The following is a 14,405-nucleotide window of genomic DNA, read 5'->3' on the forward strand; positions in this document are numbered from 1 at the left end:
CCAGCGGAGCTTTCGATGAACGGTGTGCCTTTTCCGGTGGGTCCCTGCGTGTTGGCGCTGGTCGTGATTGCCGCGATCTACGACATCCACGCGCGGCGCATTCCGAACTGGCTGGTCGTCATTGGTCTGGGCGCGGGACTCGTCGTGCAGTGCGCGCTGCATGGCGCGATCGACGGGATGCAGTTGTGGGGTGGCGGCCTGCTCGTCGGCGGCGCGGTGCTTTTGCCCGGTTATCTGTTACGGATGATGGGCGCGGGCGACGTGAAGCTGATGGCGGCTGTCGGTTGTTTCTGCGGGGCGAGCGGTGCATTCGAAGCCGCGTTGATGGTGTGCATGGCCGGTGGCGTCTGGGCGCTGGTGGAGATGCTGCGGCACCGGCAGATGCGCGCCGGACTGCACAACATGGCTGCCGTGCTGATCGACGTGTCGATGCCTTCGGGCGGCGCGCCGGGCGGCAGCGAGCAGGGTACGAGCAACACGAGAACAAGACGGCCGACAACAGGCACGCTGCCATACGGCGTGGCCATCGCGATCGGCACGATGCTGTCGCTGTTCGTGAACGTGTGACGAAGCGGCAAGCAAAAAGAACAACGAATAACGCAGCACGGGGCAAGAAGCGAATAAACGGATTTCTACGGGGAAGCAGCGACGGGGCCAGCAGGTGAATCAGGGCAGGACGGCAGTTCATAACGACAAACAGCGTTAGCGACCGACAACAAGAGGCGAACGGCGGACAACAGCCGAAGCCCACCAGAACGCAGCAAAAAAACACAGCGGCAGTGACAAGAGAAACAGCAGCACTGAGCCTTCGCAGAGAGGCTTGAAGCAAATCCAGGAACGGGGTGTGGACGCGGGGTCGTCCACCTGGAAAGAGCCTTCGCAGGAAGGCCGGCCAGATACGGGGGAAGTGATGAAGACGAACGATTCAGGCCGCAAGACGGCCAATGCCAATACATCGGCAACACGGGGGAGCCGTTCCGCATCGGCGGACAACGGCAGCGGCATCGAGGCCGGCACTATGAACCGGCCACACCGCACGGAGGCCGCGTCCACGGCGTACGCAATGTACTACGTGGACGCGGCGCCGGAACTGCTCTACACGACCGATCCCGCCATCTATCTGCGCCAGCGCGCGCTGCTCACGCCGGCGGGCCGGCTGGAGCGCGAATACGCGCTGCAAGCGCTGCTCGAGGAGCTCGTCGTCGCGCGGTGGGTGGCGAAGCGCGAAGCGGAACGCCGCGCGCAGCAAGCCGCGCCGTTGCGCGCCGCGTTGCAGCTGCCCGCACATCAGCCAGTCGCAAGCGCAGACGATGACGACGCGCACAGCCCGCCGGACCGCGACCGCGATCTGATGGACTGACGGACAGACTCACTGCCCAATCCCTGCAACACGATCCCTAGAGCGCCGTCGCCGACGGCGAGAGTCAGGAGAACGACATGAAGAACGCTCGCGCGTTGGTGATGTTGGTCGTCGCGACGGCGGCCGGTCTTGCGGCCGTGGTGTTCGCGTCGCGCTGGATGATCCAGCAGTCGTCGACGACGACAACCAAGGTGGTGATCGCATCGGCCGATATGAGTCTCGGTCAGCGCGTTTCGCCCGACATGCTGAAGGTATCCGACTGGCCCGCCGGCAGCGTGCCGACGGGCACCTTCAACGACGTGAAAAAGCTCGAAGGACGCGTGCTGAAGACGAGCCTGGCGCGCGGCGAGCCCGTGCTCGAGGCGAAGCTCTCGCCCGTCGGCACGGTCGGCGGGCTGTCGGCCGTCATCAACGAAGGCAAGCGCGCGATCACCGTGCGCGTGAACGACGTGATCGGCGTCGCGGGCTTCGCGCTGCCGGGCAATTACGTCGACATCCTCGTCAACACCGAGAAGGACAACAAGGACGGCGGCGTAACGGGACGCGACCAGAACATCTCGAAGATCGTGCTCGAAAAGATCCTCGTGCTCGCCGTCGCGCAGGAAGTGGGCCGCGACGAAACCAAACCGAAGGTCGTCGATGCCGTGACGCTCGAAGTCACGCCCGAGCAGGCCGAGAAGATCGACCTCGCGCGCAGCATCGGTTCGCTATCGCTCGTGCTGCGCAACCAGATCGATCCGCAGGACACGACGACGGCGGGCGCGACCAAGGCGTCGCTGCTGAAGATTCCCGTCGCCGTGCCGCCCGCGCCAGCCGCGCCCGCGCCGAAGCCCGTGGTGCGCAAGATCGTTGCGCGGGCGCCGGCGAACTGCGTGAGCGTGATCGACGGATCGCAGGCCAGACAGGAATGCTTTTGAGCGGCACGTAATTCTTGAGAACAACGAGTGAGCACTGCGCGCGAGACCGGCGCGTGAGACCAGCGTGAAAACCGCGCGGGCACAGAACCTGGCGCGAACCGCAAGCCGTGACGAGACCAGACAACGGCGCCAATACGGGGGAAGGACATGAATGCCACAGAGAACCAGCGCGCGCATGCAAGGCGTGAGCGCGATACGACGCAAGCCGCAACGTTTCCGCGCCGCTCGCGTCTCGCGCAGGCCAGCGCCTGCGGTCTGATCGGCGCCGCATTGTGGGCGCTGCCCGCCGCGCAGGCCGTGAGCCAGGAAGCCGGTTTGCCGGGCCAGGCGCCGCTGCCGATGAGCATGGCGTCGAACGGCGGCGCCGTGCATCTGACGATCGGCATGAGCGGCGCCGCGCAAGCGGCCGCGGCAGGCGTGACGCAAGGCGGCCGCGGCCCGAACTGTACGGGCACGATCGCCGATCACCAGAGCGTGACGATTCCCGTCGGCAAGTCGCTCATGGTCAACATCCGCGAGTCGGTGAAGACGCGCACGGTCGGCAATCCGTCGATCGTGCAGGCGATGCTCGTGTCGCCGCAAACGCTCTATCTGCTCGGCACCGATGTCGGCACGACCAATATGATCGTGCAGGGCAGAAGCGGCTCGTGCACGATCATCGACGTCGCCGTCGGCGCCGATCCGGGCGGCCTGCAGCAGACGCTCGCCGTATTGATGCCCGAAGAAACAGGCGTGCAGGTCAAGGCCGCCGCCGACACGCTCGTGCTGACGGGCACCGTGTCCGACTCGGTGAAAGCCGAGCGCATCGTCGAACTGGCCCACGCTTATGTGTCGCGCCAGACTGCGCCCGTGCCCGTCGCCGCGCCCGCCAACGGGGCAGGCGCCCAGGGTGGCGCGATGATTCCCGCCGTGATGAAGACGGCGGGCGCATCGGGTAACGGCAACAACGAACGCATCGTCAACATGATGCATGTCGCCGCGCCGCAGCAAGTGATGCTCGAAGTGAAGGTGGCCGAAGTGTCGAAGACGCTGATCGACCAGCTCGGCATGGCCGCCAACATCCAGGGCGGCACGGGCAGCTGGAGCTTCGGCCTGCTCGCCGATTTCCTGTCGGGCGGCATGGGTGCGCTGATCGGCTCGAAGGCGAACAACAAGCCGCTGAACTTCGCGTTCGACGCACAGAAGACCGACCAGCTCGTCAAGGTGCTCGCCGAGCCTAACCTGATGGCGATCAGCGGCCAGGAAGCGAGCTTCCTCGCGGGCGGCAAGGTCTTTATCCCTGTGCCGCAAAGCAACGGCACAGGGGGCTCGACGATCATCCTGCAGGAAGAAACGTTCGGCGTCGGTTTGACCTTCACGCCGACCGTGCTCGATAACGGCCGCATCAATCTCAAGGTCTCGCCGGAAGTGTCGGAGCTGTCGCCGACGGGCGTCGCCGTGACGGCGGGCACCGTCAGCACAACGGCCGTGCTGCCCCTCATCACGACACGCCGCGCGTCGACCACGCTGCAGGTCTACGACGGCCAGAGCTTCGCGATCGGCGGCCTGATGAAGAGCAACGTGACGGGCACGCTCAAGGGCCTTCCGGGCCTCGGCGAAGTGCCCGTGCTCGGCGCGCTGTTCCGCAGCACGAACTTCCAGGAGGACAAGACGGAACTCGTGTTCGTCGTGACGCCGCGTCTCGCGAAACCGCTGCCGCAGAACTATCCGCTGCCCACCGATCACTTCGGCAAGGTCACGGAAGCAGGCGTGCTCTTCACGGGCAACATGGAAGGCAAGAAGCCGCAGCCTGCCGCCGAGCCGGCGACGCCGTCGACGGGTGCCGCGATCCCGTCGCCGATCCCCGTCAAGGGTGGCTCGATTGCAGCGGCTGGCGGCACGGCCGCGCCCGTGGTGCTGACGCCCATCATCACGTCGCAAGGCACGACGGCGCCGTCGCCCGTGCCGGCGCCCGAGCGCACCCAGCCCGCGTCCGACGCGATCCGTGCGCCCGCCACGCCGCGCTCGACCGGGAGCGGCAGCGACGGCGACGGAACGGCGCCCGTCACACGCACCGAACCTACCGACGGCAACGTGCATACGGCCGCAGTGCAGACGGTGAGCGTGAGCGCGCAGCCGCTCGCGGCGCAAGCCGTGCCGTCCGGCACGCAGGAAGCACGCGAAAGCAACGACGACCGCCGCACGCAGTGAACGCGACGCGCATCTGACGAACTCCGGGAGACCGATATGAAAACCATCCAGACATTGATCCGCGCGTCGCTGTGCGCAGCGGCGAGCCTGACGCTCGCCGGCTGCCTGACCTCGACGCCGCACTGGGACGAGACGTTCGGCAGTTCCGTCTCGCAGTTGAAGGAAATGCAGACGCTGAACCCGAACGCGGGCATGAACACCGACCCGGTGGCGGGCGTCGACGGCCCGACGGCCCACGCGATCCAGAAGAGCTACGCGAAGTCGTTCACGACGCCGCCGCCGCCCATCAACGTGTTCGCGGTCGGCCTGCCCGGCTCGAACTGATCGGGCGCGCCGCACGCGCGGCGCGCTCGTAACCGCAACAGAAACGACGCACGACACCCCACTCCCCGCACGCGGAGACTGAACATGATCGACATCCTCCTCATCTCATCGGGCCCAGACCGCTCGCACCATATCGAGCAACTGCTGGAAGGATGCGGCGTCGCGCATCGCGTGCGGTCCGTGCACGGCTCGGTGCGGCACCTGCGCACGCATGCGGCATCGATCAAGTCGGCGGACCTGCTGATCGTCGACGATGTCGGTCTTGAACCACAAGACATGGCGTCGATCGAAGAAGCCGTCTCGCACGTGCCGCAACTGAACTGCATGCTGGTGACGCCCGCGCCTTCGACCGCGCTGCTGATGGCCGCGATGCGCGCAGGCGTGCGCCATGTGCTGCCGTGGCCGCTCGACGCGCAGGCGTTCGCCGCCGAGCTTTCGCATGTGTGGGGCAAGAAGACGGCGGGCGCGCGCCGCGAGGGACGCGTCGTGGCGCTGACGTCGTGCAAAGGCGGCACGGGCACGAGCTTCATCGCGATGAACCTCGCGCATGCGCTCGCGACGCAGCGCGGCAAGCGCGTACTGCTCGTCGATGCGAACCAGCAGTTCGCCGACGCGAGCCTGCTGATGTCCGATCAGACGCCCGCCGCGACGCTCGCCGATCTGTGCGGGCAGATCGACCGGCTCGACAACGCGTTTTTCGATTCCTGCGTGATGCATGTGAACGACAACCTCGACGTGCTCGCGGGCGCGGGCGATCCGATCCGCGCAGGCGAGTTGCGCCCCGCGCAGCTCGAACGCGTGCTGACGCTCGCGCGCTCGCAATACGACGCGGTGATCGTCGACCTTGGCCTCGGCATCAATCCGCTCGCGATCCACGTGCTCGACCAGAGCGACCGCATCTGCATGCTGGTGCGCCAGAGCGTGCTGTATCTGCGCACGGGCCGCCGCATGCTCGACATTTTTCACGAACTCGGCTACGCGACGGGCAAGGTCAGCGTGCTCGTGAACCAGTACGACAAGCACGCGCCCGTCAACCTGCAGGCGTTCGAGCAGAGCTTCGGCATGGGCGTCGCGCATCGCTTCGCGCGCGACGACAAACATGCAGGTGCGGCGCTCGACCAGGGGCTGCCCATCATGAGCGTCGCAAAGGGCAGCGCGCTCGCGCAGGACATCGTCGCGTTCGCGCACACGTTGTGGCCCGCGCCGCAGAAAGAGAAGAAGAGCGGCCTCGCGCGCCTCTTTGCGCAGAAGCCGCGCGACGTGCCGCAACTGAAGACGAATCATTGACGCCGAACTATTGACGCCGGGTCATTGACGAGAGGCGCCACACAACAGGAACCGGGGAGCGACACCATGTCATTGCGCGATCAACTGAAACTGCAGAGCGGATCGATGCCGTCCGACGCGGCGACTGCGGCCGCAGCCGGCAACAGCGCCGAAAGCATCGCCGCGCGCCGCGCGTATCAGCAACTGAAGATGACCGTGCATGAGAAGATCATCGACCGTGTCGAACTCGACAAGCTGCAACGCCTCACGCCCGAGCAGATCAAACGCGAGCTCGCGCAACTGGTCGAGCGCATCGTCGACGAAGACAAGATTCCGATGAACGAGCTCGAACGCCGCCGTCTCGCGCAGGACGTGCACGACGAAATGTTCGGCCTCGGCCCGCTCGAACCGCTGCTCGCCGACCCGACCGTGTCGGACATACTCGTCAACACGCCGCGCCACGTGTACGTGGAGCGGCGCGGCAAGCTCGAACACACCGACATCACGTTCTTCGACGACGCGCATCTGATGAAGATCATCGAGCGCATCGTGTCGCGCGTCGGGCGGCGGATCGACGAATCGACGCCGATGGTCGACGCGCGCCTGCCCGACGGATCGCGTGTGAACGCGATCATTCCGCCTTCCGCGATCGACGGGCCGCTCGTATCGATCCGGCGCTTCGCCGTGAATCCGCTGACAGTGGACGACATGGTGAAGAACCAGAGCTTCACGCCCGCCATGGCGCAACTGCTCGAGGCGCTCATCAAGGCCAAGCTCAACGTGCTGATCTCAGGCGGCACGGGCAGCGGCAAGACGACCATGCTGAACCTGCTGTCGGGCTTCATTCCCAACGACGAACGCATCGTCACGATCGAGGACGCCGCCGAACTGCAACTGCGCCAGGAGCACGTGCTGCGGCTGGAAACGAGGCCGCCCAATATCGAAGGCAAGGGCGAAATCTCGCAGCGCTCGCTGGTGCGCAACGCACTGCGGATGCGCCCCGACCGCATCGTGCTCGGCGAAGTGCGCGGCGCGGAAGCGCTTGACATGCTGCACGCGATGAACACGGGCCACGAAGGATCGATGGCGACGCTGCACGCGAACACGCCGCGCGATGCGTTGACGCGCCTCGAAAACATGGTCGGCATGGCGGGCCTGACGATGCCGATCAAGGCGATGCGTCAGCAGATCGCCTCGGCAATTACGGTGGTCGTGCAGGCGTCGCGTCTGACGGATGGACGCCGCAAGCTGATGAGCATCTCCGAAATCACCGGGATGGAAGGCGAGATCATCAACATGCAGGAAATCTTCACGTTCAAACGCACGGGTGTGGCAGAAGACGGCACGGTCAAGGGCTACTTCTGCGCGACGGGCGTGCGGCCCAAGTTCGCCGACCGCCTCGCTTCGTTCGGTCTCGCATTGCCGGATCAAGTGTTCGATCCGTCGCGGCGTTTCGAAGTCTGACGCCGGGTCTGATACCAAGGAGGCGGAAATGGATACGACACTGCTGGCTTTTGCTGTTCTCGGCTTCGTCGCGATCGTGCTGCTGATCGAGAGCGTGTACCTGTACTGGAACAGCCGGCATGGCCCGGTCGTCAAGCGCACGGACGCGCGGATTCGCGCGATGTCGGCGGGCGGCCACGTCAGCGGCGAACAGATGTCGATTCTCAAGCAGCGCATGCTGAGCGAATCGCCCACGCTCACGCGCATGCTGATGCGCATGCCGCGCGTGCATCGGCTCGATCTGTATCTGCAGCAGTCGGGGTTGACGTGGTCGGTCGGGCGCTTCGTCGGCTACACGGTCGCCTTCGGGGGCGCGGGGCTCGTGTTCGGCGTGGGCGCGATGCATCTGCCGTTCGCCATCGCGCTCGTGGTAGCGGGCGCGGCTGCGCTGCTGCCGCTCGTGTATCTGCGCGGCAAGCGCGCAAAGCGCATCGTCAAGCTTGAACGTCAGCTGCCCGATGCCGCAGATCTGATCGCCCGCGCGCTGCGCGCCGGCCATTCGTTTCCCGCCGCGCTCGGCATGGTGGGCGACGAGCTGCCGAATCCGCTCGGCGGCGAGTTCCGCATCGCCTTCGACGAAATCAACTACGGCGTCTCGATGAACGACGCGCTGTTGAATCTCGTGAACCGCGTGCCCGTCGACGACGTGCGCTACTTCGTGATTGCCGTGCTGATCCAGCGCGAGGCGGGCGGCAATCTCGCGGAGATTCTCGGCAACATCGCCGGCATCATCCGCGAACGGCTCAAGCTGCTCGCCAAGGTGCGCGTGCTGTCGGCGGAAGGGCGGCTGTCCGCGTGGATTCTGGGGCTGCTGCCGTTCATTGTGATCGCCGCGTTGTCGGTGCTGAACCCCAGCTACTGCAAGGTGTTCTGGGAAGACCCCACCGGCCAGCAGATTGCGGGCCTCGGGCTGGGGATGATGTTCTTCGGCATTCTGTGGCTGCGCAAAACGGTGCGCATCCACGTCTAGCAGCCGACCAACGACGCGAACAAATAACGAACGCAACACAACGGGGAAATCATGGAAACCGAACAGCTTGCCGTGCTGGCCGCGATGTTTGCGATCGTGTTCGGCGCAGCGTGGAAGGCCATGTCGCTGCTGCGTCCCGATCCGCTGAAGCGCCGTATCGACGGCATTGCGGCGTCGTCGGCGGCGGGTGCGATGGGGGCTGCAGCAGGCACGCCGGGTGCGGACGCCGACGACAGCCCGGCGTGGATGGAAACAGTCACGAAGGTCTCGCAACACGTCGCAAAGTTGTCGCTGCCGAAGGACGATTGGGACAAGTCCGCGTTGCGGCGGCGCTTCGCGAATGCGGGCATGCGCAGCGAAGTCGCGCCCGCGATCTACTTCGCCGCGAAGACGCTGCTCGCGCTCGTGCTGCCCGCGCTCGCGCTGCTCGGCGTCACGCTGTTCGCGGGCCCCGACGCGCAGAAATTCCTGCTGATGGCGACGCTCTTGATGGCGGCGCTCGGCTTCTATCTGCCGAACGTGGTGTTGAGCCGTCTCGTCGAGAAGCGCCAGCGCAGCCTCTTCGAAGACCTGCCCGATGCGCTCGATCTGATGACCGTCTGCGTCGAAGCAGGACTCGGGCTGGACGCGGCGATGCAGCGCGTCGCCGAGGAAATCGGCGTGAAGAGCCACGCGTTGAAGGAAGAGCTGGAGCTGGTGCTGCTCGAACTGCGCGCCGGCGCGGGGCGCGACAAGGCGCTGCGCAATCTCGCGCTGCGCACGGGCATCGAGGACATCGACACGCTCACGTCGATGCTGATTCAGGCGGACCGCTTCGGCACGAGCGTGGGCGATTCGCTGCGTGTGTTCATCGACACGCTGCGCACCAAACGCCGGATGCGCGCCGAAGAACAGGCGGCGAAGATCGCGCTCAAGCTGCTCTTTCCGCTGATGTTCTGCATCTTTCCGACGCTGATCATGGTGCTGATCGGGCCCGCTGCGATGCAGGTCGCGCGGCAACTGCTGCCGACGATGGGCGGCATGCACTGAACCCATTGCGGGAGAGACACGATGAAAACCACGCGTCCTCATCTGCGAGTGCCATGCGCGAGCCGTTCTCAAGGCCGCCGCCGCAGGCAACTTGGCGTCGCGACGCTCGAATTCGCGTTTATCGCGCCCATACTGTTCTTTCTGCTGTGCATGGTGATGGATCTCGGCGTCGCACTGTGGGTGAACCTGACCATGCAATACGCGGTGCGCGAGGGTGCGCGCTACGCGGTGACGGGACAGACGGGGCTCGACCCGAACCAGAAGAGTCCGCAGCGCTATCTCGCCGTGATTCAGGAGATCAGGGAGCAGTCGATGGGCCTGTATCCCCTCGTCAATCCGAGCTACGCGATCACGGTCAACAGCGGCAAGGCGCAAAGCTATGCGAGCGACGCGAGCTACACGTCGAGCATGTTCGGCAATCCCGGCGACATCGTCGTGCTGCAGGTCAACTGTGCGTGGCCGATGATCACGCCGATGATCCGCTCGTTCTTTCCCGGCGGCTTCTTCAACTTCAGCGTCGCCGCGACCATGCGTAACGAGGGCTTCTGACATGAAGACGAGACCACGGCTCGAGGGGCGCCGTTACGCACGAGGCAATGCCAAAGGGATCGTCAGTGTCGAGTTTGCGTTGCTGCTGCCGCTGCTGCTGGGCATCGCTCTGCCGCTCTACGACATCGCGCGCAACATTCAGGCGCAGATGATCCTCATCAACGTGAGCCGCGAAGGCGCGAACCTGTCGTCGCGCGCGGCGGCCACGTATCCGATGCAGACCATCATGTCGTCGCTCGCGTCCACGACGCCGCCGCTCAACATGAGCGCGAACGGCATGATCTACATCACGCAGATCATGGGCTCGCAAGGCTGCGACGCGAAAGGCAACGGCTGCACGGGGACGGTCGTCGCGCAATGGAAATGGACGGGCGGCAGCGACGGCAGCGCGGCCAGCAAGATCTGGAACTGCTCGTCAGCGGGCACCTCGTGGGCCACGGACGGCAGCGGCGCGTGCAACGGCCTCGGCGGCAAGACGCCGGCGCAAGCGGTCGATCTGCTCAAGGGCAAGCTGTCCGACGGACAGATCGCGTATGCCGTCGAAAGCTTCTATGTGCAGCAGCCGCTGATCGGCGCGATCAACCTGGGCGGCGGCATCACGACGCCCGCGCTGTCGCCGAACCTGTATTCGATGAGCGTGTTCTGAAGGTCAAGCAGTTCGAAGCACCGGGGGAAGCAATGAAAACATTCAAAAGAAACACACACGCGCTCAGGCGGCAGCAAGGTTCGGTGAGCATACTCGTCGCGGTGTCGCTGATCGCGCTGCTGGGCATCGCGGGGCTCGCGATCGACTCGGGTCTCGGCTACATGGTCAAGGCGCGGCTGGATTCGGCGGTGGACGGCGCGCTGGTCGCGGCGGGCCAGGCTGTCACGCGCGGCTCGACCCAGGACGAGCAGATCAGCAACGCGACCACGGCCGCGAATGCGTTCTTTGCCGCGAACTATCCGCAGGGCTTTCTCGGTTCGACGGCAACGCTCAGTGCGCCGTCGGTCAACATCAACAAGGGCACGGTGACCATCGATCTCGCCGCGCAGGCGAGCGTACCGCTCACGCTGATGCAGGTTCAGGGTTTCAAGCTGCTCAATGTGGCGACTACAGGCGAGGCGATCCGGCGCGATCTGGATATGTCGTTCGTGGTCGATGTGACGGGCTCGATGAGCGACACGAAGACGCAGGCGGCCGTGCGCTCCGGGTCGACGGCGTTTCTCAACAACTTCAATACGTCGACCGACCGCGTCTCGCTGATGCACTTCGCGGCGGGCACGGTCGTCGACGTGCCGTTCAAGAGCGACCAGAGCCGCGGCTTCGACCGCACGACGATGACGAACAAGATCACGAATTACAGCTTCGGTGGCAATACGGCATCCGTGGATGCGATCTGGAATGCGAAGTACCAGCTCGACCACGTCATCACGCAGCCGTCCAGCCTGCGCGTGATCGTGTTCTTTTCGGACGGCGCGCCGAACAGCTTCGCGGCTTCGTTCGCGGCAGCAAACACGACGTGCGCAGCGGGCAAATACACGATCATCACGAGCGACGGTCCGCCGTCCACGACGGGCAAGGATACGAACAGCTGGAATGGCAACCCTGGCGCATTCGACAGCATGACGGCGCAAAACCAGCAGAGCAGCTGCTACGACAAGTATGCGGACAACGTGAAGAGCCTGCCCGCCACCTACGACGTGCACGCTGCATCGGATGCTTCAGCCACCTTGCCCATTACATCGGCGTCGCCCGCCGCGGGCACGCTGACGCGGCCGGTCGACGGCCAGATGCCCATTGTCGGCACGGTGAATAATGGCAAGCCGACCCCCGCGCAAGTCACCGCCATGACGACGAAGTTCAACAACGTGAACAACGCGGCGCGCAATCTGATGGAAATGATGGCGGCGAAAGCGCGCGCGGAAGGCATCTTTGTATTTGCGCTCGGCTACGGCCCGTCGCTGTTGACCAAGACGGGCGCGGGCAGCGGCGAGCTTGGCCAGGACATTCTCAAATGCATCGCCAACGTGGCGGATGGCCCGAGCCGCTGCTACGACGCGAAGCAGCCCGTGGGCGTGTACTGCTACGCGGCGACAACCGACGACATCAAGCCGTGCTACGCGCAACTGGCCTCGGCCATCCTGCGCATCGCGAAGTAGCGGCGGGAGCGGGGACATGTGGCGTTGCCGTGACAGGCGCGCCTTGAAGTGCGCGCGCAATAAAGGTGCGCTATCGTGTGATTGCCTGCGGCGCGGCCGCAGGTCTCCAGATGAACGCTTCGTTTCTCGACGGAGAAGCACGATGGTCAAGAAAACCGCGGCGCACGCGGCGGCGCAGCCTTCTGCACAGGCCTCGCGCGCCGCCACGGGGGTACGCAAGAGCGAGGAAACGCGCGGCGCGTCCGCGCGTCCCGGGATCGACGCCCAGGTCGTGCTTGTGCTGCAAGGCGGCGGCGCGCTGGGCGCCTATCAGGCGGGCGTATTTGAAGCGCTGCACGACGCCGGGATCGAACCCGACTGGGTGATCGGCACGTCGATCGGCGCGATCAACGGCGCGATCATCGCGGGCAACCGTCCCGAAGACCGGATGAGCCGCCTGCGCACATTCTGGGACCGTGTCACGTGGACGGGCCAGCATGCGCCGGACTGGCTTTCTGCCTGCGCGCCCGGCTGCGCTGCGCTCGGTCTGCCCGCGTATCTGACCACTGCGTGGGCCGCATGGATTCCCGGCTACGAGCAGTGGCTGCGCAACCTGTCGATCATGGCGCAAGGCTTGCCCGCCTTCTTCACGCCGCGCGCCGACGCATGGCTCGCGCTGCATGCGCCCGTCGGCATCGAGCAGGCGGCGTTCTATCACACGGAGCCGCTGCGCGAGACGCTCGCGTCGCTGATCGATTTCGATTATCTGAACCGCAAGCAGACGCGGCTGACGGTCGGCACGGTCAGCGTGGGCAGTGGCCATATGCGCTATTTCACCAATCGCGACGCACCACTCGATGTCGAGCATGTGATGGCGTCGGCGGCGTTTCCGCCGGGCTTTCCTTCCGTGCGCATCGACGGCGAGGCGTACTGGGACGGCGGCATCTACTCGAACACGCCGCTCGAAGCCGTGCTCGACGACCGGCCGCGGAACAGTTCCGTGATCTTCACCGTGCAACTGTGGCCCGCGCATGGCGACGAACCCGCGTCGATCCAGCAAGCGATGAGCCGACAGCGCGACATCCAGTATTCGAGCCGCGCCGAGAGCCATCTCGAACGGCAGCGGCAGATTCACCGGCTGCGGCACGTGATCCGCGAACTCGGCAAGCATCTGCCCGAAGACCAGCGCGACACGGCTGCCGTCAAGGAACTGCTGAACTGGGGTTGCGGCACCACGATGCAGGTGATCGAGCTCGATGCGCCGAACTTCGGGCGCGACGATATGCACAAGGACATCGACTTTTCGAAGGACGGCATCCGGCGGCGCTGGGAAGCGGGCTATGCCGACGCGCAACGGATGATCGAACGCGCGCCGTGGCGCGAGGAGCCGGACCCGATGGAAGGCATCGCGATTCATCGCTCGGACCCGGAAGCGGCGTAAGACGGCGACATATCTGAACGATTGCGCAATCGCGTGAGCGTGTTGTACCTTGGGTGAATGGCACTGACGTCCGGAACGACGCGCCGCGATGCGGCGCTGTCGGAGCGGCAGGTGCCGGAAGACACAGGCTCTTATAGCCTGGTATAGCCTGATATAGGCTGGCAAAAACGAAAACGGCGAGCACAAGACCGAGATGACTCATCCGAATGCGGCATTGATCGAGAGATTCTACGAAGCATTCCAGCGGCGCGATGTCGACGCGATGGCAGCGTGCTACGCGCCCGACGTGACCTTCAGCGACCCCGTGTTCGTCGAGCTGCACGGCGGCGAAGTGACCGACATGTGGCGCATGCTGGTGTCGCGTGCGCAGAAGTTCACGCTGGCCTTCAGCCATGTCGTTGCCGATGGCGACAGCGGCAGCGCGCATTGGGTCGCGAGCTATGTGTTCAGCCAGACAGGCAGGACGGTGGTCAACCAGATCGACGCGCGTTTCGTGTTTCGCGACGGACTGATCGTCGAGCATCACGACCGTTTCGATCTGTGGCGCTGGGCCAGTCAGGCGTTGGGCGCGAAGGGCGCGCTGCTCGGCTGGACGCCTTTCGTGCAGAACGCGATCCGCGCGCAGGCAAAACGCGGGCTGGCCGCGTTTCGCGCGAAAGCGGCATGAACGGAGCATGAACGCGCGTTGAGCCGGTCCTGACCGGGCCCCGGCGAGCGCGACAACGAAGCAGCGGG

General features: G+C 65.4%; 14 protein-coding genes. All 14 read left to right on the forward strand.

The window, feature by feature from the left end:
* The first annotated feature begins 15 nt into the window (after positions 1-15).
* The 14 genes from C2L64_RS24930 (at position 16) to C2L64_RS24995 (ending at position 14,337) form a co-directional block, all read left to right on the forward strand.
* Positions 16-567, forward strand: a complete 552-nt coding sequence (locus C2L64_RS24930; RefSeq protein ID WP_007583606.1) for an A24 family peptidase — start codon at positions 16-18, stop codon at positions 565-567.
* A gap of 253 nt (positions 568-820) precedes the next feature.
* Entirely contained in the window at positions 821-1,360 is a 540-nt protein-coding gene (locus C2L64_RS24935; RefSeq protein ID WP_133061146.1) for a hypothetical protein, read from the forward strand.
* A gap of 77 nt (positions 1,361-1,437) precedes the next feature.
* A complete protein-coding gene (gene cpaB / locus C2L64_RS24940) occupies positions 1,438-2,277 on the forward strand; it encodes a Flp pilus assembly protein CpaB (protein WP_007583602.1) in 840 nt (279 codons plus the stop codon).
* A gap of 147 nt (positions 2,278-2,424) precedes the next feature.
* Positions 2,425-4,467: a type II and III secretion system protein family protein gene (locus C2L64_RS24945; RefSeq protein WP_007583600.1), complete on the forward strand. Its 2,043-nt coding sequence runs from the start codon at positions 2,425-2,427 to the stop codon at positions 4,465-4,467.
* Positions 4,468-4,503: 36 nt separating this feature from the next.
* Positions 4,504-4,791, forward strand: coding sequence for a hypothetical protein (locus C2L64_RS24950; RefSeq protein WP_007583598.1), 288 nt, complete (start codon positions 4,504-4,506; stop codon positions 4,789-4,791).
* Between the two features lie 84 nt (positions 4,792-4,875).
* Entirely contained in the window at positions 4,876-6,078 is a 1,203-nt protein-coding gene (locus C2L64_RS24955; RefSeq protein WP_007583596.1) for an AAA family ATPase, read from the forward strand.
* A gap of 66 nt (positions 6,079-6,144) precedes the next feature.
* Positions 6,145-7,521, forward strand: coding sequence for a CpaF family protein (locus C2L64_RS24960; protein WP_007583594.1), 1,377 nt, complete (start codon positions 6,145-6,147; stop codon positions 7,519-7,521).
* 28 nt (positions 7,522-7,549) lie between these two features.
* On the forward strand, positions 7,550-8,530 hold the full coding sequence (locus C2L64_RS24965; protein WP_007583592.1) for a type II secretion system F family protein: 981 nt from the start codon (positions 7,550-7,552) through the stop codon (positions 8,528-8,530).
* Positions 8,531-8,581: 51 nt separating this feature from the next.
* A complete protein-coding gene (locus tag C2L64_RS24970) occupies positions 8,582-9,559 on the forward strand; it encodes a type II secretion system F family protein (protein ID WP_007583590.1) in 978 nt (325 codons plus the stop codon).
* 21 nt (positions 9,560-9,580) lie between these two features.
* Positions 9,581-10,108 (forward strand): TadE/TadG family type IV pilus assembly protein, encoded by a 528-nt coding sequence (locus C2L64_RS24975; RefSeq protein WP_007583588.1) that lies wholly within the window; start codon positions 9,581-9,583, stop codon positions 10,106-10,108.
* Between the two features lies 1 nt (position 10,109).
* A complete protein-coding gene (locus tag C2L64_RS24980; RefSeq protein WP_007583586.1) occupies positions 10,110-10,754 on the forward strand; it encodes a TadE/TadG family type IV pilus assembly protein in 645 nt (214 codons plus the stop codon).
* 32 nt (positions 10,755-10,786) lie between these two features.
* Positions 10,787-12,250, forward strand: a complete 1,464-nt coding sequence (locus C2L64_RS24985; RefSeq protein ID WP_007583585.1) for a vWA domain-containing protein — start codon at positions 10,787-10,789, stop codon at positions 12,248-12,250.
* A gap of 142 nt (positions 12,251-12,392) precedes the next feature.
* Positions 12,393-13,670, forward strand: a complete 1,278-nt coding sequence (locus tag C2L64_RS24990; RefSeq protein ID WP_007583583.1) for a patatin-like phospholipase family protein — start codon at positions 12,393-12,395, stop codon at positions 13,668-13,670.
* Positions 13,671-13,863: 193 nt separating this feature from the next.
* Positions 13,864-14,337: a nuclear transport factor 2 family protein gene (locus C2L64_RS24995; protein ID WP_007583581.1), complete on the forward strand. Its 474-nt coding sequence runs from the start codon at positions 13,864-13,866 to the stop codon at positions 14,335-14,337.
* The last annotated feature ends 68 nt before the right edge of the window (positions 14,338-14,405 follow it).

Origin of the sequence: Paraburkholderia hospita (genome assembly GCF_002902965.1) — a bacterium.
In the GTDB taxonomy this organism is placed as follows: Bacteria; Pseudomonadota; Gammaproteobacteria; order Burkholderiales; family Burkholderiaceae; genus Paraburkholderia; species Paraburkholderia hospita.